This window comes from Streptomyces sp. NPDC001714 (genome assembly GCF_042892755.1).
Taxonomy (GTDB): domain Bacteria; phylum Actinomycetota; class Actinomycetes; order Streptomycetales; family Streptomycetaceae; genus Streptomyces.
The window spans coordinates 318,934-337,448 of the sequence record NZ_JBIAUL010000006.1; the positions used below are offsets into that span (position 1 = coordinate 318,934).

Consider the following 18,515-nt stretch of genomic DNA (forward strand, 5'->3'; position numbering starts at 1 on the left):
CACCTACACCGTCATCGGCCGGTCGTGCGGCGATATCGGCGACGGGAGTTGCGAACTCCCTGTCAGGTACTGGTCCACGGCCGCGGCCACCGCCCGCCCCTCGGCGATCGCCCACACGATCAGGGACTGCCCGCGCGCCGCGTCCCCGGCGGCGAACACGCCGGGCACGTTCGTGGCGAACCCCGCGTCCCGGGAGATGGTGCCGCGCGGCTCCGTCGCCACCCCCAGCTGGTCGATGAGCCCGTCCCCCCGGTCGGGCCCGGAGAAACCGAGCGCGAGCAGCACCAGGTCGGCCGGGAGCGTCCGCCCGGTCCCCGGCACCGGCAGCCGCGCCTTGTCCACCTCCACCAGATGCAGCGACCGCACATGCCCGCTCGCGTCGCCCGTGAAGCGAAGCGTCGACGCCGCGAACAACCGCGCGTCCGCGTCCGCCGACGGCGCGGCCTCCAGGTCCCGGGCCTCCTCGTGCGCCGCCGACAGCCGGTAGATCTTCGGATACGTCGGCCACGGCTCGACGTCCTCGTCCCGCTCCGCGCCCGGCTGCGCGTAGATGTCCAGCTGGGTCACCGACGCGGCCCGCTCCCGCAACGCCGTCCCCAGACAGTCCGCCCCCGTGTCACCCCCGCCCACGATCACCACATGCTTCCCGGCCGCCGACATCGGCGACTCGGCCAGATCCCCCTCGCACACCCGGTTGGCCAGCGGCAGATACTCCATCGCCTGGTGTATCCCGTCCAACTCCCGGCCCGGCACCGAAAGTTCCCGCCACGCCGTCGCACCGGTCGCGATCACCACCGCGTCGTACCGGGCCCGCAGCTCCACCGCACGCAGGTCCCGCCCGACCGCCACCGACGTACGGAACTTCGTCCCCTCGGCCCGCATCTGGCCCAGCCGCCGCTCCAGATGGCGCTTCTCCATCTTGAACTCCGGGATGCCGTAGCGCATCAGCCCGCCGAGCCGGTCGTCCTTCTCGTACACGGCGACCGTGTGCCCGGCCCGGGTCAGCTGCTGCGCCGCCGCGAGCCCGGTCGGCCCGGACCCGATCACCGCAACGGTCCGCCCGGACAGCCGCTCCGGCGGCCGCGGCGAGGCGAACCCCTCCGCCCAGGCGTGGTCCGCGATCGCGCACTCGACGTTCTTGATCGTGACGGCGGGCTGGTTGATCGCCAGCACGCATCCCGCCTCGCAGGGCGCCGGGCACAACCGTCCCGTGAACTCGGGGAAGTTGTTCGTGGCGTGCAGCCGGTCGCTCGCCGCCCGCCAGTCCTCACGCGAGACCAGGTCGTTCCACTCGGGAATCAGGTTGCCCAGCGGACACGCGTCGTGGCAGAACGGCACCCCGCAGTCCATGCAGCGGTCCGCCTGCTTGCTGATGATCGGCAGCAGCGCCCCGGGGACGTACACCTCGTCCCAGTCCCTGACCCGCTCCTCGACGGGCCGCCGCGGCCACTCCTCGCGCGGCGTGGTCATGAACCCCTTGGGATCGGCCATGGTCGTCTTCCTCGCGTGCGGTTGCCCCAGGCCGTGCGTCATCGGGCGGCACTCTTTCGGCCACGATACGTCTCCTCGGTGACGCCCGCAGAGTGGCTGACAGCGCTTTCTGGCGGGGCTTCCTCAGGGGGGAGCCAGCAGGGTGCCAGGCGGGATCCAGCCTCTGTCCAGCTTGTATCCAGACGGGGGGCGGTTTGCTCCCACGTCTCCCTCAGGACAGGGCCAGTACATAGAGCACTGCCGCCGCGGCCGACGCGACGGTGCGCACGTGGTTCCAGACCGTCCACTCACGCACGTACACCGGCCAGTAGGAGACGGCCTCCGGGGTGCCCGGCTCCAGCTTGGCCAGCGCCTCGTTCCGGGGCACGTTCGCCATCGCGGTCAGCCCGAACGAACCCAGCAGATAAAGCCCGCTGCCCAGCAGCAGCTCCACCTTCCCGTCGTCCGGCCACACCACGAACGTCACCACCGCGATCATCGCGCACACCACCGCCGACCCCGCGAACAGCAGCATGAACACCGGGGTCAGGGCCGCCCGGTTGATCGCGTTCATCGCGGCGACGCCCTGCGCCGGCGGCAACGAGGCCAGCCCGCGCATCACGAAGGTCGAGAACCCGCAGAACACCCCCGCCACCAGCCCGGCCCCCAGCACCCCCAACAGGACCAGCACGTAATACGGCCCGTCGATCACGACCACCACACCCACTCTCGCCCCTGGACGCCTCGGCCTTTCAGATCAATGCCCACCGGCCACCCCTCCCCATGACTGTGAAGCCCGTCCACATACACATCCGGCCGGAATCACCCCCCAGCACCAGCCCCAACGGCACCCGGGGGCGACGGTGCCTGTGCCCGCGGCGAAGCCGCACCGCGCGGCGGATGGGACTGCGCGGCGGATGGGACCGCCTTGCCGGCCCCCTGTCCGCCGTCACCCGGTCAGGCGGATCTCCACCCCGGCCTCCCACTCCCGCAGCACCGCCTCCACCGTCCGCGCGATCCGCCGCCGCGCCTCGTACCGTGGCACCCCGCTCATCAGCAGCTGGTCGTACGGCGTGTCGACGTGCCGTACCCCCGCGACCACCGCAGAGACCACGGCCCCCTCCGACAGCGCCCGCCCGGCCGCGGTCCGCCCGACTCGCCCGCTGCCCCGCACCGACGCGTGCGCCGCGATCGCCTGGGCCCGCTCCACCGGGCAGCCCGGGAACAGGCGCAGGATCTCCGCCGCGAACGCCTCGGTGAACCGTACGTCCCCGGCCGCCCGCCGCTTCGCGTCCCGTGCCCGGCGCCGCCGCCGTGCCTCGGCGTCGGCCAGGCACCGCGCCTCGGCCCGGGCCAGCGCGGCCTCCTCGACCAGGACGCCCTGCCGCTCGTACCGGCCCTTGCGCCGGTTGAACCGGACCACCACCGCCGACAGCGTGCTCTCCTCCCGCGACCGCCGGGTCAGTGCCGTGTCGCCGCGGGGCAGGAACACCAGATGCCCGAGATCGGCGCACTCGAGGCACCGCGGCACCCCGTCCTCCACCACCAGCAGCGACAACGGTCCCCGTCGGCACGCCGCACACCGCTTGTGCCGCACCGGCTGCACGACCAGAAGTCCGCCGTGGTGAGGGGGAGTTGCGAGGCGTGTCATACGCGGTACTTCCCCTTCCCGGGGACTGATCTCACGTCGTTCGCGCCCCCTGCCGACCGGCGACGACATCCTTGCGCCCGGCTCGCGACCCGGCACGCCAACCGGTCACCTGTGCCCGGTCCCGGAACCACCCCGGCGTGCCCGAACGGCCGACCCGGCATCATGATCCTGTGCGACTCGAAGCGATCACCTGGGACCGGCTCGCCGAGCGTCTCGCCGAGCGGCTGGTCGAACTCAAGCCCGCCGATGGGAGTGCCTGGCCGCGCATCGCCTTCGACGGCGCCCCGGCCGCCCGACCCGGCGACCTCGCGGAGCGTGTCGGTGAGGCGCTGCGCGTACGGGGCCGGCCGTCGCTCGTCGTGGACACCGGGGGATTCCTGCGCCCCGCCTCGCTGCGCCTGGAGCACGGCCGGCGCGACGCGGAGTCGTACTACGGCGGCTGGTTCGACACCAACGCCCTGTGGCGGGAGGTCTTCGGCCCCCTCGACCCCGGCGGGACCGGCCGCGTCCTGCCCGATCTGTGGGACCCGGCCACCGACCGCGCCACCCGCAGCCCCTACGTCCAACTCCCATCCGGCGGCCTCCTGTTGATGCACGGGCCGCTCCTGCTCCGGCACTGGTTCCCGTTCGACCTGACCGTTCACCTCCTGCTCTCGCCGGGCGCCCTGCGCCGCCGTACCCCCGAGACCGACCACTGGACCCTCCCCGCCTTCGAGCGCTACGCGGCCGAGACCGATCCCGCCGGCACGGCCGACGTCCTGGTCCGCGCCGACGATCCGCGGCATCCGGCGTGGAGCGGCTGAGCGGTCCCGCGGCGGGAGCGGGCGTGGGGCCGGTGCGGGAGCGGTCCGGGAGCGGTGCCGGCGGTTCCGTGCGCCGACTTGGACGGAGGATCCGGTAAACCGCTTTTAGATGCACATGCATCTAAGTACCCTTGCTGTATGCCGACCTCCTCGATCACTCCCGTCACCTTCGACGACTCCCTCCGCGCCCTCCTCGACGCCAGGAACTTCGCCAGCGTCGCCACCCTCGGCCCCGACGGCGCCCCGCACAACTCGGTGGTCTGGATCAAACGCGAGGGCGACACCGTGCTGTTCTCCTCCACCGGCGGCCGCCAGAAGGTGCGCAACCTCCGCCGTGACCCCCGCGTCAGCCTCACGGTCTTCGATCTGGCCAACCCCTACCACTCGGCCGAGATCCGCGGCACCGCCGAGATCCTCCCGGACGAGGACAAGCGGCTCCCGCACGAGCTCTCCCACAAGTACCTCGGCATCGACCCGCCCGCGGAGAAGGACGACGAGACCCGCCTGATCATCAGGGTCGTGCCGTGCCGGGTCGTCGCCTTCTCGGCCTGAGGCGCCGCTCGCGGCCGGACGGCTCAGAGCCAGCCGTTGCGCCTGAAGCCGCGGTACAGCACCAGACACGCCACGGATATGACGCCGATGACGAGCGGATAGCCGAACCGCCAGTGCAGCTCCGGCATGTGATCGAAGTTCATGCCGTACACACCGCACACCATCGTCGGCACGGCGATCACCGCGGCCCAGGCCGTGATCTTCCGCATGTCCTCGTTCTGCGCGACCGTCACCTGCGCCAGATGCGCCTGGAGGATGGAGTTGAGCAACTCGTCGAAGGCCGCGATCTGTTCCTTCGCCCGCATCAGGTGGTCGAGCACATCCCGGAAGTAGGCCTGTATCTCCGGTTCGATCACCCGTATCGGCCGGGTGGTCAGCTCCTCCATCGGCCTGGCGAGCGGTACCACCGCCCGCTTCAGCTCCAGGAGTTCACGCTTCATCTGGTAGATCCGGCCCGGGTCGGTCCGCGCGCCGTTCTCCGCGAACACCGCCGCCTCGACCTGGTCGATGTCGCCCTGAACCGCGTCCGTGACGTTCAGATAGTCGTCGACCACATGGTCCGCGATGGCATGCAGCACCGCCGCCGGCCCCTTGGCGAGCTGGCTCGGCGTGGCCTCCAACTCCTCGCGCAGCGGCCCCAGCGAGCCGTGCCTGCCGTGCCGTACCGTGATCACGAAGTCCTCGCCGACGAACACCATGATCTCGCCGGTGTCGACCACCTCGCTGGTCGCCGTCAGCTTCTCGTGCTCGACATAGCAGACCGTCTTGAACACCGCGAACAGCGTCTCGCCGTACCGCTCCACCTTCGGGCGCTGATGGGCCTCGACCGCGTCCTCCACGGCCAGCGGGTGCAGGTCGAACAGCTCGGCGATGCCCGCGAACTCGCTGTCCGTCGGCTCGTGCAGTCCCAGCCAGACGAACCCGTCGCCCCTCTTGCGCACCCGTTCCACGGCGGAGAACAGATCGCTGCACTCCGGAACCCGCACCCCGTCCTCGTACGTCACGCAGTTGACCACCGAGGAGCCCAGCGGGGACCGTGCGTGATGGTTCAGGTCGACGCGGGGCCGCCGCCGGGCCAGCCGCGCCACCCTGCGCAGGCCGCCGGCCCTGCCCAGCCCTGTGACCTTCCGCAGATTCCCTGCCATCGTCATCCGGATCTCCTTGCGTGGATCCACTCGCGCAACGCTTCCCGCCTTGTCCGGCAAGTCTGCCAGCCCGGTGTGAGACACGGGTAAGCCTGTGGGAACGGCGAGTTCCGGTTGGTTCCAGCCTGTGGACAACGGGATTCCCGACCCGTGTTCCCGAGCCGTGTGCCGGGCAACTGAAATCATCCCTTCATGACAGAGGCCGACGGATATCTCCTCGACAACCGCCAGAGCGAGGCCGGACAGCGCTTCGACGCCTTCGCGAAACTCTTCGACCCGACCACCTTCCGCCACCTCGAGGCGTTCGGTCTCGGGCCGGGCCGGCGCTGCTGGGAGGTCGGGGCCGGCGGCACCTCCGTGGTGTCCTGGCTGGCCGGGAAGGTCGGGCCGACCGGCCGGGTCGTCGCCACCGACATCGACACCTCGCTGCTCGCCGCGGCCGCCCACGGGCCCGTCGAGGTCCGTACCCACGACGTCGGCGCAGAGGAGCCGCCGGGGGAGGGCTTCGACCTGGTGCACGCCAGGCTGGTCCTGGTCCATGTGCCGGACCGGGAGCGGGCGTTGCGCTCCATGATCAAGGCCCTGCGCCCCGGCGGCCGACTGCTGATCGAGGACGCCGACCCCGCCCTCCAACCCCTCACCTGCCCCTACGAGTACGGCCCCGAGCAGCAGCTCGCCAACCGCCTGCGCCAGGGCTTCCGCAAGCTCCTCGCCGAACGCGGCGCCGACCTGTCGTACGGCCGCAAGCTCCCGCGGCTGCTCCGCGAGGCCGGGCTGCACGACGTGGCGGCCGACGCCTACTTCCCCGTCGCGTCGCCCGCCTGCACCGCCCTGGAGGCCGCCACCGTCCGGCAGATCCGCGACCGGCTCGTCACGGCCGGCCTGGCCACCGACGAGGACATCGACCAGCACCTGGCCAACGTGGCGACGGGCAGCATGGACCTCGCCACGGCCCCGATGATCTCGGCGTGGGGCCGCAAGGCGTAGGCCCGCCGCTTCCCGGCGGGCGCCCTGGTCAGTCGCGGGCGGGTGGTCTCGCGCCCACGTGTTCCACCGCCCGCGCGCCCGCCCGGCAGCCCCGTACCGCTGCCTCCTGAGCATCCGCGCCGGCGACCAGCGCGGCGAGGAACGCCCCGGTGAAGGCGTCACCGGCGCCCGTGGTGTCCCGGGGCGTCGCCGACGCGGCCGGGACGCGTGCGAGGACGTTGCCCGACCTGGCCACCAGCGCGCCGTCCGCCCCCGCCTTGGCCACCACGAGCGGCACCTGGCGGCTCAGCTTGGCCGCGGCGTCCGCCGGATCGGGCAGCCCCGTCAGCAGACAGGCCTCGTCCCGGCTCGGCAGCAGGACGTCGACCCCCTCGACGAGCGCCAGGAAGCGGTCCACGCCCAGCGCCACGAGGAACCCGGCCGATGCCGGGTCCAGGCTCACCGGCACACCACGCGCGCGCGCCGCCGTCAGCGCCGTCGCCACCAGTGCCCGGCTCGGTTCGGAGAACAGCAGATAGCCGGAGAGATGCAGCCGGGCCACCCCGTCGAGCAGCGCGTCCGACCAGTCCGCGGGCTCCAGCCGCAGGGACGCCCCGCTGTCCGTGAGGAAGGTCCGCTCGGCCGAGGCACCGTTGTCGACCAGGCAGATCACCGTCCCCGTCGCGGCCTCGGGGTCCACCACGAGCCGGGGCCGCACCCCGGCGGCGACCAGCTCCCGCTCGTGCCACTGGGCCGCGTCCGCGCCCACCCGCCCCAGCAGCCTTACGTCCGCACAGCCCGTACGGGCTGCCCAGCAGGCCACATTGGCGCCCGCCCCGCCGGGCAGGGTCCGGATCACGGCGGCCGTGTCGGTACCCGCCGCGAGCGGCCCCCGGTACCGCGCGACGACATCGGTGACGACGTCCCCGACGACCAGCAGCGCCCCGCCCCGGCCCGGCGCCCGGTCCCCACGAGACATCACCTCCCCGTGAGACGTCACCTCACCGCCAGGTGCCGCAGCCCTGTCCGGTGCCGCCTCCCGCTCGCTCGTCACCCCCTGGCCCACGCCGCGGCGATCCGCGCCGCCAGCCCCACATTGCCGCGCACGGCCGCCAGGTTGGCCTCCAGCGAGGCGCCGTCCGTGTGCCGGACCAGATAGTCGAGCAGGAAGGGCGTGACCGCCTGACCTGCGATCCCTTCCGCGTCGCAGGCGTGCAGCGCGTCGGCGAGCACGCGCGCGTGCAGCGCGGGATCGAGCTGCTCCGCCTCCGGGACGGGGTTGGCGACGATCAGCGCCGTGTCCGCCGCGTCGAGGGCGTCCTGCGCCCGCATGACGTCCGCGACCTGCTCCGGGGTCCGAAGCGTCCAGTCGACCGGATGCCCGGAGTCGGACAGGTAGAAGCCGGGGAAGCGATCCGTCCCGTATCCGGCGACGGCCACGCCCAGGGTCTCCAGGCGCTGGAGGGTCGCCGGCACGTCCAGGATGGACTTCACGCCCGCGCACACCACCGTGATCCGGGTGCGCGCCAGCAGGCCCAGGTCGGCGGACTCGTCCTGGGTGACCGTCCACTCCCGGTGCACGCCGCCGAGACCGCCCGTCGCGAACACCCGCAGCCCGGCCAGCGCCGCCAGCTGAGCCGTCGCCGACACGGTGGTCGCCCCGCTCGCCCCCGCGGCCACCGCGAGCGGCAGGTCGCGGTGGCCCAGCTTGCGGATCCCGTCCTCGTTGGCGACCCGCTCCAACTGGTCCTTGCCCAGGCCGACATGGGGCCGTCCGTCCAGCACGGCGATGGTCGCCGGCACGGCACCCGCACGCCGTACCGTGTCCTCCAGCTCCAGCGCCACCTGGAGGTTGCGCGGGCGCGGCAGCCCGTGCGCGATGATCGTGGACTCCAGGGCGACCACCGCACGACCCGCGTCGAGCGCCTCCCTGACCTCTTCCGACACCACCAGCACCACGCCTGCCTCCTGTCCGTCGGTCTTCCCTCATCTCTGGCGGGGGCCGCACCCGGCTAAACGCTTGCCGCCTGTGGGGGACGCCACCAGCCTGGACGGCATGACGAATCACCCGGCACGTCTGGACCACGTCGTCCTCTGGGTCGCCGACCCGGCCGCCGCGGCCGGCTTCTACGAGCGGATGCTCGGCCTGGAGTCGCTACGGGTCGCCGAGTTCACCGCGGGAGAGGTGCCCTTCCCCTCCGTACGCGTCAACGAGGAGACCATCATCGACCTCGCGCCGCTCACCCTCGCCGAGCGCATGCCGGCACTCCCCGGTGCCGCCGACAGCGCGGGCCACCCCGTGAACCACGTCTGTCTGGCCCTGCCGTCCGACGCCTTCGACGCCCTGCGCGCCCGCCTCGCCGGACACGCCGTCCCCATGACCGACATCGGGCACGACTCCTTCGGCGCCTGCGGCAAGGCCCCGCGCAACTTCTACTTCCGGGACCCCGACGGCAACGTCGTCGAGGCGCGGCACTACGGCTGACCGCGCCCGCGGAGCGCCGTACGACCAGGACTCGGGGAGTGCGCCTCAGAACAGCGGCTCGGGCAGCACACCCTCCAGGGCGAGCAGCCTCCGCTTGGTCTCCAGACCGCCCCCGAACCCGCCGATCCCGCCGTCGCTCTCCACCACCCGGTGACAGGGCACGACGACCGGCAGCGGATTGGCGCCCATCGCCGCGCCCACCGCCTGCGCCCCGCCGGGCTGCCCGACGCGCCCCGCCAGATCGCCGTACCCGACCACCGTGCCGTACGGGACACCGGCGGCCAGTGCGCGCAGCACCTGGCGGTTGAAGCCGGAGATCAGCGACCAGTCCAGCGGCAGGTCGAAGTCCTGCCGCCGGCCCGCGAAGTACGCCTCCAGCTGGGATATCGCCTCGGCCAGCACCGGGTCCGTGGGATCCTCGACGGGCTCGGTGCCCAACCGGGCCGCCAGCCGCTCCACCGTCCGCTCCCGCACCGCGTCGGTGGCGTGGAACACCACGTTGACCAGGCCGGTGCCGGTCGCCGCGAGCAGCAGCGGACCGATGTCGGTGCCCGCGACGGCCCACACCACCCGCTGCCCGTACTGCCCTTCGCTGTCCATGTGCCCCACCGTACGGCCCGCCACTGACAACGCCCCTCGCCCCGGCCCGGGTCAGCTCGCGCGCAGGGCGGCCCGCACCACGTCCGGGCTGTTGGTGATGATCCCGTCCACGCCGTAGCCGACGGCCTTCCAGGTGGTGACCGCGTCGTTCACCGTCCAGGTGAAGACGCGCAGCCGCTTGCCGTGCGGCCCCTCGAACGAGTGCACGTCCTGCACATAGCCGGCGGAGATCGTGTCCACCGAGGGGTTGATCAGGTCGGTGAAGCCCGCGTACCCGTGCAGGGACCCCACGGACGGTGTGCCGAGGTAGCCGGTCGTCACCGCGGGCCGGAGACCGTGCACGATCCGCAGGCTGTCCGCGCTGAAGCTCTGCACGACGAGCCGGTCCAGGTGACGGCGGTCCAGCCAGCCCTCGTTGCCCAGCTGATCGAGGATCTGCTGCTCGATGCCGGGGTACAGCTCAGGGTTCTTGATCTCCAGGAGCAGCTTCTCGTGGTTGTGCTCGACCCGGCGCATGTACTGCGCAAGCGTCGGCACGCGCGTGCCGCGGTACGAGGAGGAGAACCAGCTGCCCGCGTCCAGCCGGGCGATCTCGGCCGCGGTGAAGTCCTTGACTTTCCAGGGCGCCCGGCCGGGAAAGACCTTTTCGACGTCGGTGGTGCGCTGGAGGCTGTCGTCGTGGATGACGACGAGCCGGCCGTCCTTGGTGCGCTGGACGTCGTTCTCGACCCAGGTGAAGCCCAGCGAGGCCGCCTTGTCGATGGCGGCCAGCGTGTTCTCGGGGGCGTAGGCGGAGGCACCCCGGTGCGCGAGCACCGTGGGCGCGGCGGCGTCGCCGGCCCGGGCGGCGGGTACCGGGCTCAGCAGGGCTGCCGCTCCCAACAGCGCGGTGGCCGTGGCGGCGACTGCGCGCGCGTGCATGCGCACTCCTCACGTCGAGAGAATACGGACAGCACCAGAGTGACAGCAGGGAGTCAACAGCGGTCGGGTACGGGATGGCCACAGATTGAATGGAGCCGCCCAAGCCCGCTCACCGTTGCCGCACAACTGGGGCAAGGGCGTGTTTCTTTGCCGGAAAATCGTTCGACCATTCCGGTGCGGGTCATACTCTCTGCGTCAACCCTGATCGCTCGGGCGGTCCTGGGACGGGGGCGCATTGCACATATTCCGGGTCGCAAAGGGTGAAGGGCAGCCGCGCATGCAGGGCACGGTCGACGGATTCAGCTACGGGATCGTCACCCCGCTGGTGGCCTATCTGATGGCCTGCCTCGGTGGCGCCCTCGGGCTGCGCTGCACGACCCGGGCGATGCTGGTGGCCCACTCCTGGCGGCCCGCCTGGCTCGCCCTGGGCTCGGCGGCGATCGGCTCCGGCATATGGACCATGCACTTCGTCGCCATGATGGGGTTCAGCGTCAGGGAGACGCCGATCCACTACGACAAACCCCTCACCTACGCGAGCCTCGGCCTCGCCATCGTCATGGTGGGCGTCGGGATCTTCATAGTCGGCTACCGGGGGGCCACCGGAACCGCGCTCTTCACGGGCGGCACGATCACCGGCCTGGGCATCGCCTCGATGCACTACCTGGGCATGGCCGGCCTGCGCCTCAACGGAACCCTGGAGTACAACACGCTCACGGTGGCCGCGTCGGTCGTGATAGGGGTCGTCGCCGCCACCTCGGCCCTGTGGGCGGCCGGACAGGTCCGCGGCTTCCTGTGGAGCGTCGGCGCGAGCCTCGTCATGGGACTCGCCGTGACCGGCATGCACTACACCGGCATGGCCGCGCTCACCGTCCACCTGCACAGCGCCGGCGTGGCGTCCCCGGGCGACTCTCCCGCCTCCCTGCTCGCCCCCATGCTGATCGGCCCGCTGGCCTTCCTCTGCCTGGCGGCCGTCGTCGTGATCTTCGACCCGCTGATGGTCACGGGCAGGCCCGGCCGGCTCCGCGCGGAGCACAAGCCCGGCGTCCCGGCCGACGAGGTCACCCACCACCCGAGCCGCCGTCCGCAGCTCCGCGTCGGCCGTCAGCAGAGCCACCACAGCTCGCGCACTCCGCAGAACCGCTGATCAGAACCGGTTGTCAGTGCGGGGCCGTACGGTGGAACCCATGCGGCCCGTTTCCCACATCGAACGCACGGTGGCGCCCTTCGAGGTCGTCAGCCCGTACCAGCCCAGCGGCGACCAGCCGGCGGCCATCGCCGACCTGGCCAAGCGCATCGAGGCCGGCGAGAAGGACGTCGTCCTCCTCGGCGCGACCGGCACCGGCAAGTCCGCCACCACCGCGTGGATGATCGAGAAGCTCCAGCGTCCCACCCTGGTGATGGCGCCGAACAAGACGCTGGCCGCCCAGCTGGCCAACGAGTTCCGCGAGCTCCTCCCGAACAACGCGGTCGAGTACTTCGTCTCGTACTACGACTACTACCAGCCCGAGGCGTACGTCCCGCAGTCGGACACCTACATCGAGAAGGACTCCTCGATCAACGAGGAGGTCGAGCGGCTGCGCCACTCCGCCACCAACTCGCTCCTCACCCGCCGCGACGTCATCGTGGTCGCCTCGGTCTCCTGTATCTACGGCCTCGGCACGCCCCAGGAGTACGTCGACCGGATGGTCCCGCTGCGGGTCGGCGACGAGATCGACCGCGACCTCCTGCTGCGCCGCTTCGTGGACATCCAGTACACGCGCAACGACATGGCGTTCACCCGCGGCACCTTCCGCGTCCGCGGCGACACCATCGAGATCTTCCCGGTCTACGAGGAGCTCGCCGTCCGCATCGAGATGTTCGGCGACGAGATCGAGGCGCTGTCCACGCTGCACCCGCTCACCGGCGAGATCATCAGCGACGACCAGCAGCTGTACGTCTTCCCCGCCTCCCACTACATCGCGGGTCCCGAGCGCCTGGAGCGGGCCGTCAACGACATCGAGAAGGAGCTGGCGGAGCGCCTCGCGGAGCTGGAGAAGCAGGGCAAGCTCCTGGAGGCCCAGCGGCTGCGCATGCGCACCACGTACGACATCGAGATGCTCCGCCAGATCGGCACCTGCTCCGGCGTGGAGAACTACTCGATGCACTTCGACGGCCGCTCGCCCGGCTCCCCGCCCAACACCCTGCTCGACTACTTCCCGGAAGACTTCCTCCTCGTCATCGACGAGTCCCATGTCACCGTGCCGCAGATCGGCGCGATGTACGAGGGCGACGCGTCCCGTAAGCGCACCCTGGTGGACCACGGCTTCCGGCTGCCCTCCGCCCTGGACAACCGGCCCCTGAAGTGGGAGGAGTTCCAGGAGCGCATCGGGCAGGCCGTGTACCTGTCGGCGACCCCCGGCGCCTACGAGCTGTCCCGCGGGGACGGGGTCGTCGAGCAGATCATCCGCCCCACCGGCCTCGTCGACCCGGAGGTCGTCGTCAAGCCCACCGAGGGCCAGATCGACGACCTGGTGCACGAGATCCGCAAGCGCACCGAGAAGGACGAGCGCGTCCTGGTCACCACGCTCACCAAGAAGATGGCCGAGGACCTCACCGACTACTTCCTGGAGCTCGGCATCCAGGTGCGCTACCTGCACAGCGACGTCGACACCCTGCGCCGCGTCGAGCTGCTGCGCGAGCTGCGCTCCGGCGAGTACGACGTCCTGGTCGGCATCAACCTCCTCCGCGAGGGCCTCGACCTGCCCGAGGTGTCCCTGGTGGCGATCCTCGACGCCGACAAGGAGGGCTTCCTGCGCTCCGGCACCTCGCTGATCCAGACCATCGGCCGCGCGGCGCGCAATGTATCCGGCCAGGTCCACATGTACGCCGACAAGATCACTCCGGCGATGGAGAAGGCCATCGACGAGACCAACCGCCGCCGGGAGAAGCAGGTCGCCTACAACAAGGCCAACGGCATCGACCCGCAGCCGCTGCGGAAGAAGATCAACGACATCGTCGCCCAGATCGCCCGCGAAGAGGTCGACACCGAACAGCTGCTCGGCTCGGGCTACCGCAAGCTGAAGGAGGGCAAGGGGGGCAAGGCTCCCGTGCCCTCCCTGGGCGACAAGGCGGCCAAGGGTGCGAAGGCCGGCAAGGCTGCCAAGGGCAAGGCCAAGGAAGCGGTGCCCACCGATCGCCCGGCCGCCGAACTCGCTGAGCAGATCGAGGAGATGACGGAGCGTATGCGTGCCGCCGCCGCCGATCTGCAGTTCGAGATCGCGGCCCGGCTGCGCGACGAGGTCTCCGAGATGAAGAAGGAACTGCGCCAGATGAGGGAGGCGGGCCTGGCCTGACCCCTGGGCCGCGGCCGGACCCCGGCGAGGGCGCGAAGTGTTGCAAGACCGACACAAAGCGCGGGCCGGGGTTCGGCGCTGTCAGTGGCGCTGCATAGGGTTTTGGGCAGCCGCGCACTTCGCGGCCACCGGGGACATCCGACGAGGGGAAGCAGCCGTGACCGTCAACATGACCAAGGGTCAGGCCATCAGCCTGGAGAAGAAGGACGGCGGCTCCCTGAGCGCGGTCCGCATGGGTCTTGGTTGGAAGGCGGCTCCCCGGCGCGGGCTGTTCGGCTCGCGCACCCGTGAGATCGACCTGGACGCCTCGGCGGTGCTGTTCGCCGACAAGCAGCCCGTCGACGTCGTGTTCTTCCGGCACCTGGTGAGCGACGACGGCTCGGTCCGCCACACGGGCGACAACCTCGTCGGCGGCGCGGGTCAGGGCGGCGACGACGAGGCCATCCTCGTCGACCTCGCGCGCGTGCCGGTCCACGTCGACCAGATCATCTTCACCGTCAACTCCTTCACCGGCCAGACCTTCCAGGAAGTGCAGAACGCCTTCTGCCGGCTGGTCGACGAGACCACCGGCCAGGAACTCGCCCGGTACACGCTCGACGGCGGCGGTGAGTACACCGCCCAGATCATGGCGAAGGTGCACCGCTCGGGGTCCGGCTGGACGATGACGGCCCTGGGCGTCCCGGCCAAGGGCCGCACCTTCCAGGACCTGGTCCCGGCGATCCTGCCGATCCTCTAAACGGGTCCGGCGAAGTCCGCCGCGGTTCGGCAGCGCCCGAAGGGGCGCGGGGAACTGCGCGACCAGCCACGACGGCGCCGCAGTCGGCTGACGGCATCTCGCGGCACTTCCCGCATCGCGCTCGCGGCCCGACGGCACACGAGGACACGACACACAGGGGGACGTGGGCAATGGCGGCCGAGCTGGTGCGCGGGCAGAACCATCCGCTCTCGCGGAACCGGATCGAGATCCGGATCTCGGCCGACGTGCCGGTCGTCGCCGGGGCCACCCTCGCCGACGAGAGCGGCCGGGTCCGGGACACCGACGGGGTGGCCCATCCGGGCGCGCCCACACTGCCCGGGATCGAGGTCTCCCGGCAGGCGGCCGCCGAACACCGGCTCGCCGTCGACCTCGACGCCATGCCCGAGACCGTGCACCGGGTCAGCGTCCTGATCGCCCTGCCCGCCACGCCCGGCGGTCCGCTCCGCTTCGGCACCCTCGCCGCACCGCGCGCCGCGGTCACCGGCCTCGACGGCACCGAGGTCGCCGGCTACACCCTCACCGGCCTGGACGCCGAGTCCGCGGTCGTCGCCCTGGAGCTCTACCGCCGCCAGGCCGTCTGGAAGATCCGCGCGGTGGGCCAGGGCTACGCGGAGGGCCTGACAGGGCTCCTCACCGACCAGGGCCTGCCCCAGGCCGCCGAACTCGCCCGCGGGATCGAGGAAGCGGTGGCGCGCGGTCTGGCCCGCTCGGTCCCGGCCCGCACCGCGGACACCGACCGATCCCGTCGCACGACCTCCTCCGTCACCGGCCCCGACCTGCCGGACACCGCCTCGGCCAACGGGTCCCCGTACGACGTCCGGGTATCCGGTGGCAGCGGAGGCGGGCCCGCCCCGTCCCTCGGACTCGGCGATACGGAGCCGACGCCCGCCGACGGCCGGCCGCCGGCCTCCGGCGGACCGGGCAGCCCGGCGTCCGTCACGCCCACCGGCGGCCCCGTCGACTACACGCATCCGAAGCGCCGCCACGCGTCCCGGCCCCCGGCCCCCGAGGCTCCCGCCCAGGCGGACGGCCCCGCGCCGCCCGTCGCGGGTGACGCCGCCGGCTGGTCCATGGACGAGCGGCTCTACAACCAGGTCTGGGGCATGTTCGAGGACCTGGCCCGCTCCACCGCCGCCTATCGCAGTGCTGTCGACTTCGCCGAGTCGCGCATGGAGAAGGCGCTCGACCAGGTCCTCTCCGACCCGCGCAGCCGACTGGGCTCGGTGGGTGACGCCGCGCGCGAGGCGGCCCAGGCCCGGCGGGACCGGCTGGTCGACCAGGCGCGGGCGGCGCTCGACCGGGACCTCGCCCAGCTCACCGCCGAGTCCGAGGTCGTCGAGCCCGCGCTGCCACCGGCGTACGCCCGCTGGGACAGCCCGGTCTGGCACGGCTACCGGGTGCCGACGGAGCCGCCGATGGCCGTCCGGCTGGGCGACCTCCACCTCCCGGAGAGCGCCCCGCTGCGCATCCCGATGCTGGTCCGGCTGCCCCTGGAGCGGGGCCTGTGGATCGACAGCGGCGTACCCGACGCTTCCCCGTTCGAGGAGGCGGGTGAGCTGCGGCACCTCGCCCTGCAGACGGCGGCGGCACTCGCGGTCCGGCTGCTCGCCGTCCATCCGGCGGGGGAGTTCGGCGTGCAGGTCATCGATCCTGCGGGTGCCGGTGCGTCCGTGCTCGCACCGCTGACGGGGGCCGGTGCGCTGGACGCGCCGCCCGCGACGGGTGCCGCCGGTGTGGCGGACGTGCTGGGGCGGCTCACGCAGCGCGTCGACCTGGTGCAGATGGCGGTGCGGGGCGGTGCGCCAGACGCGCTGCCGCCCGGGCTGGACATCTCGCGGCAGCTGCTGATCGTGAACGACTTCCCGCACGGCTTCGACGACCGGGGCGTCACCCAGCTGCGTTATCTCGCGGACGAGGGCCCGGACGTCGGCGTCCATCTCCTGCTGGTCGCCGACCGTGAGGACGCCGCCGCCTACGGCCCGTTGCTCGACCCGCTCTGGCGTTCACTGATGCGACTCACGCCGGTATCGGACGATCACCTGGCCGACCCGTGGGTGGGGCATGCCTGGACGTACGAGCCCGGCCTCGTACCGGCCGGCAGCCAGGTGCTCCAGCAGGTGCTCACCCGGGTCGCGGCAGCCCGTACCAAGCGCATGTAAAGTCCTCTGACCAGGCAACTTGATCTTTATTTGCCGATCACTTTACCTTTCCTTGGTGATTGGGGTACTGTTTTCCCTACGGAGGGGAGTACTCCCTGTCTGCTGCGGCGTACCCGTCAATACGGATCCGGTCGGATCCCGGGGCGCCGGCCCGTCCCGGGTGGAAGAGACCTCCGGTAGCGCAACGCCGAATCTTTGCCGTTCACTAACCGGAGGCAACAGTGGATGTATCCGTGACCCTGTGGGTCCTCACCATCCTGGGTCTGGCCGCCCTGATCGCGGTCGATTTCTTCATCGGCCGCAAGCCGCATGACGTGTCCGTCAAGGAAGCCGGAATCTGGACCGTCGTCTGGATCACCCTGGCCGGACTCTTCGGCCTCGGCCTGCTCGTCTTCGGCGGCGGCCAGCCCGCCGGCGAGTTCTTCGCGGGTTTCATCACCGAGAAGTCGCTGAGCGTCGACAACCTCTTCGTCTTCGTCCTGATCATGGCGAAGTTCGCCGTGCCCTCGCAGTACCAGCAGCGGGTGCTGCTCGTCGGTGTCCTCATAGCCCTGGTACTGCGGGCCGTCTTCATCGCCGCGGGCGCCGCGATCCTCGCCAGCTTCTCGTGGGTCTTCTACCTCTTCGGAGCCTTCCTGATCTGGACCGCCTGGAAGCTGATCCAGGAGGCCCGGGCCGACCAGGAGGAAGAGGAGTTCGAGGAGAACAAGCTGCTCAAGGCCGCGGAGCGCAGGTTCGGCGTGGCCGACCGCTACCACGGCACCAGGCTGTGGATCCAGCAGAACGGCAAGCGGGTCATGACCCCGATGCTGGTCGTGATGCTCGCGATCGGTACGACCGACGTCCTGTTCGCGCTCGACTCCATCCCCGCGATCTTCGGCCTGACGCAGGACCCGTACATCGTCTTCACGGCCAACGCCTTCGCGCTGATGGGTCTGCGGCAGCTGTACTTCCTCATCGGCGGACTGCTGAAGAAGCTGGTCCACCTCTCCTACGGCCTGTCGATCATCCTCGGTTTCATCGGCGTCAAGCTGGTGCTGCACGCGCTGCACGAGTCCGGCGTCCATGTCCCGGAGATCAGCATCCCGGTCTCGCTCGGCGTGATCTGCGCGGTCCTGATCGTCACCACGATCACCAGCCTGAGGGCCTCCAGGAAGCAGGCGGCGGCCGAGGCGGCGCAGGCTACGAGCGAAGGCGCTCCGAAGGACAGCATCGACGTCTGACCACGTCGGACGTAGGAACAACCACCCCGCGCAGTGGTGCGAAGCGCATTGCCGCCCCACCGCTCCGGATGCTTCGTTGGGTGGCGGAACGTCCCCGGTCCGGGGACGCCGCCGCCCGGTGGAGGCAACCGTGACATTCGTGCAGATCATCGACTTCGAGACCGACCGCATCGACGAGATGAAGGCCCTCGCCGACGAGATGGGCAGCCGGCTCGCGGGCCGCGAGAACAGCCCCACCCGCCGCCTGATCCTGAGGGACCGGAGCCGGCCAGGCCGCTACCTCGGCGTGATCGAGTTCAACTCCTACGAGGAGGCCATGCAGAACAGCGACGACCCCGAGACGAGCAAGTTCGCCGAGCAGATGGCCGCCCTGTGCACCCGGCCGCCGTCCTTCACCGACTGCGACGTCGTGGACCTGACCGACTTCACGTAACCCGCCCGACCGACCGCA

The 18,515-nt window shown here is 71.3% G+C and carries 18 protein-coding genes; 10 read left to right on the forward strand and 8 right to left on the reverse strand.

The annotated features are described in order from the left end of the window. Positions 1-3 precede the first annotated feature (3 nt). From ACFY0P_RS18270 to ACFY0P_RS18280, 3 genes are all read right to left on the reverse strand, one after another. Positions 4-1,491, reverse strand: coding sequence for a glutamate synthase subunit beta (locus ACFY0P_RS18270; protein WP_388913523.1), 1,488 nt, complete (start codon positions 1,489-1,491; stop codon positions 4-6). 211 nt (positions 1,492-1,702) lie between these two features. Then, entirely contained in the window at positions 1,703-2,182 is a 480-nt protein-coding gene (locus ACFY0P_RS18275; RefSeq protein ID WP_388914152.1) for a DUF1772 domain-containing protein, read from the reverse strand. Positions 2,183-2,419: 237 nt separating this feature from the next. Next, positions 2,420-3,121 (reverse strand): DUF2293 domain-containing protein, encoded by a 702-nt coding sequence (locus ACFY0P_RS18280; protein ID WP_388913526.1) that lies wholly within the window; start codon positions 3,119-3,121, stop codon positions 2,420-2,422. Between the two features lie 170 nt (positions 3,122-3,291). On the opposite strand from ACFY0P_RS18280, the gene ACFY0P_RS18285 reads away from it, so the two are divergent. Both ACFY0P_RS18285 and ACFY0P_RS18290 read left to right on the forward strand, forming a co-directional pair. After that, entirely contained in the window at positions 3,292-3,924 is a 633-nt protein-coding gene (locus ACFY0P_RS18285) for a uridine kinase (protein ID WP_388913529.1), read from the forward strand. Between the two features lie 138 nt (positions 3,925-4,062). Further along, on the forward strand, positions 4,063-4,476 hold the full coding sequence (locus ACFY0P_RS18290; protein ID WP_388913532.1) for a PPOX class F420-dependent oxidoreductase: 414 nt from the start codon (positions 4,063-4,065) through the stop codon (positions 4,474-4,476). Between the two features lie 23 nt (positions 4,477-4,499). On the opposite strand, the gene ACFY0P_RS18295 is transcribed toward ACFY0P_RS18290, so the two are convergent. Next, positions 4,500-5,627, reverse strand: coding sequence for a magnesium and cobalt transport protein CorA (locus tag ACFY0P_RS18295; protein WP_388913535.1), 1,128 nt, complete (start codon positions 5,625-5,627; stop codon positions 4,500-4,502). A 186-nt stretch (positions 5,628-5,813) separates the two neighbouring features. On the opposite strand from ACFY0P_RS18295, the gene ACFY0P_RS18300 reads away from it, so the two are divergent. After that, entirely contained in the window at positions 5,814-6,608 is a 795-nt protein-coding gene (locus ACFY0P_RS18300; protein ID WP_388913537.1) for a methyltransferase domain-containing protein, read from the forward strand. Positions 6,609-6,636: 28 nt separating this feature from the next. Here the strand turns inward: ACFY0P_RS18300 and ACFY0P_RS18305 are convergent, their stop codons facing one another. Then, the gene (locus ACFY0P_RS18305; RefSeq protein ID WP_388913540.1) at positions 6,637-7,566 is read right to left on the reverse strand and encodes a carbohydrate kinase family protein; all 930 of its coding nucleotides are present in this window, start codon (positions 7,564-7,566) and stop codon (positions 6,637-6,639) included. A gap of 71 nt (positions 7,567-7,637) precedes the next feature. Beyond that, a complete protein-coding gene (locus ACFY0P_RS18310) occupies positions 7,638-8,546 on the reverse strand; it encodes a pseudouridine-5'-phosphate glycosidase (protein WP_388913543.1) in 909 nt (302 codons plus the stop codon). Between the two features lie 97 nt (positions 8,547-8,643). On the opposite strand from ACFY0P_RS18310, the gene ACFY0P_RS18315 reads away from it, so the two are divergent. After that, positions 8,644-9,072: a VOC family protein gene (locus tag ACFY0P_RS18315; RefSeq protein ID WP_388913546.1), complete on the forward strand. Its 429-nt coding sequence runs from the start codon at positions 8,644-8,646 to the stop codon at positions 9,070-9,072. 45 nt (positions 9,073-9,117) lie between these two features. Here the strand turns inward: ACFY0P_RS18315 and ACFY0P_RS18320 are convergent, their stop codons facing one another. Further along, the gene (locus tag ACFY0P_RS18320) at positions 9,118-9,672 is read right to left on the reverse strand and encodes a methylated-DNA--[protein]-cysteine S-methyltransferase (RefSeq protein WP_388913549.1); all 555 of its coding nucleotides are present in this window, start codon (positions 9,670-9,672) and stop codon (positions 9,118-9,120) included. A 51-nt stretch (positions 9,673-9,723) separates the two neighbouring features. Next, on the reverse strand, positions 9,724-10,593 hold the full coding sequence (locus ACFY0P_RS18325) for a glycerophosphodiester phosphodiesterase (RefSeq protein WP_388913552.1): 870 nt from the start codon (positions 10,591-10,593) through the stop codon (positions 9,724-9,726). 277 nt (positions 10,594-10,870) lie between these two features. Between ACFY0P_RS18325 and ACFY0P_RS18330 the strand changes: the two genes are divergently transcribed. From ACFY0P_RS18330 to ACFY0P_RS18355, 6 genes are all read left to right on the forward strand, one after another. Further along, entirely contained in the window at positions 10,871-11,737 is an 867-nt protein-coding gene (locus ACFY0P_RS18330) for an MHYT domain-containing protein (RefSeq protein WP_388913555.1), read from the forward strand. Between the two features lie 40 nt (positions 11,738-11,777). Beyond that, positions 11,778-13,925: an excinuclease ABC subunit UvrB gene (uvrB, locus tag ACFY0P_RS18335; protein WP_388913558.1), complete on the forward strand. Its 2,148-nt coding sequence runs from the start codon at positions 11,778-11,780 to the stop codon at positions 13,923-13,925. Positions 13,926-14,082: 157 nt separating this feature from the next. Continuing rightward, complete coding sequence (locus ACFY0P_RS18340; RefSeq protein ID WP_351485686.1) at positions 14,083-14,661, forward strand: TerD family protein; 579 nt, start codon at positions 14,083-14,085, stop codon at positions 14,659-14,661. Between the two features lie 170 nt (positions 14,662-14,831). After that, a complete protein-coding gene (locus ACFY0P_RS18345) occupies positions 14,832-16,841 on the forward strand; it encodes a TerD family protein (protein ID WP_388913561.1) in 2,010 nt (669 codons plus the stop codon). A 221-nt stretch (positions 16,842-17,062) separates the two neighbouring features. Next, on the forward strand, positions 17,063-18,064 hold the full coding sequence (locus ACFY0P_RS18350) for a TerC family protein (RefSeq protein ID WP_388913564.1): 1,002 nt from the start codon (positions 17,063-17,065) through the stop codon (positions 18,062-18,064). Between the two features lie 130 nt (positions 18,065-18,194). Then, positions 18,195-18,497, forward strand: a complete 303-nt coding sequence (locus ACFY0P_RS18355) for a hypothetical protein (RefSeq protein WP_388913566.1) — start codon at positions 18,195-18,197, stop codon at positions 18,495-18,497. Positions 18,498-18,515: the final 18 nt, after the last annotated feature.

Coding starts and splice junctions, on each gene's coding strand:
- ACFY0P_RS18345 (WP_388913561.1), top strand. CDS start 14,832: ATGGCGGCCGAGCTGGTGCGCGGGCAGAACCATCCGCTCTCGCGGAAC.
- ACFY0P_RS18295 (WP_388913535.1), bottom strand. CDS start 5,627: ATGACGATGGCAGGGAATCTGCGGAAGGTCACAGGGCTGGGCAGGGCC.
- ACFY0P_RS18325 (WP_388913552.1), bottom strand. CDS start 10,593: ATGCACGCGCGCGCAGTCGCCGCCACGGCCACCGCGCTGTTGGGAGCG.
- ACFY0P_RS18280 (WP_388913526.1), bottom strand. CDS start 3,121: ATGACACGCCTCGCAACTCCCCCTCACCACGGCGGACTTCTGGTCGTG.
- uvrB (WP_388913558.1), top strand. CDS start 11,778: ATGCGGCCCGTTTCCCACATCGAACGCACGGTGGCGCCCTTCGAGGTC.
- ACFY0P_RS18330 (WP_388913555.1), top strand. CDS start 10,871: ATGCAGGGCACGGTCGACGGATTCAGCTACGGGATCGTCACCCCGCTG.
- ACFY0P_RS18315 (WP_388913546.1), top strand. CDS start 8,644: ATGACGAATCACCCGGCACGTCTGGACCACGTCGTCCTCTGGGTCGCC.
- ACFY0P_RS18270 (WP_388913523.1), bottom strand. CDS start 1,491: ATGGCCGATCCCAAGGGGTTCATGACCACGCCGCGCGAGGAGTGGCCG.
- ACFY0P_RS18290 (WP_388913532.1), top strand. CDS start 4,063: ATGCCGACCTCCTCGATCACTCCCGTCACCTTCGACGACTCCCTCCGC.
- ACFY0P_RS18300 (WP_388913537.1), top strand. CDS start 5,814: ATGACAGAGGCCGACGGATATCTCCTCGACAACCGCCAGAGCGAGGCC.
- ACFY0P_RS18305 (WP_388913540.1), bottom strand. CDS start 7,566: ATGTCTCGTGGGGACCGGGCGCCGGGCCGGGGCGGGGCGCTGCTGGTC.
- ACFY0P_RS18320 (WP_388913549.1), bottom strand. CDS start 9,672: ATGGACAGCGAAGGGCAGTACGGGCAGCGGGTGGTGTGGGCCGTCGCG.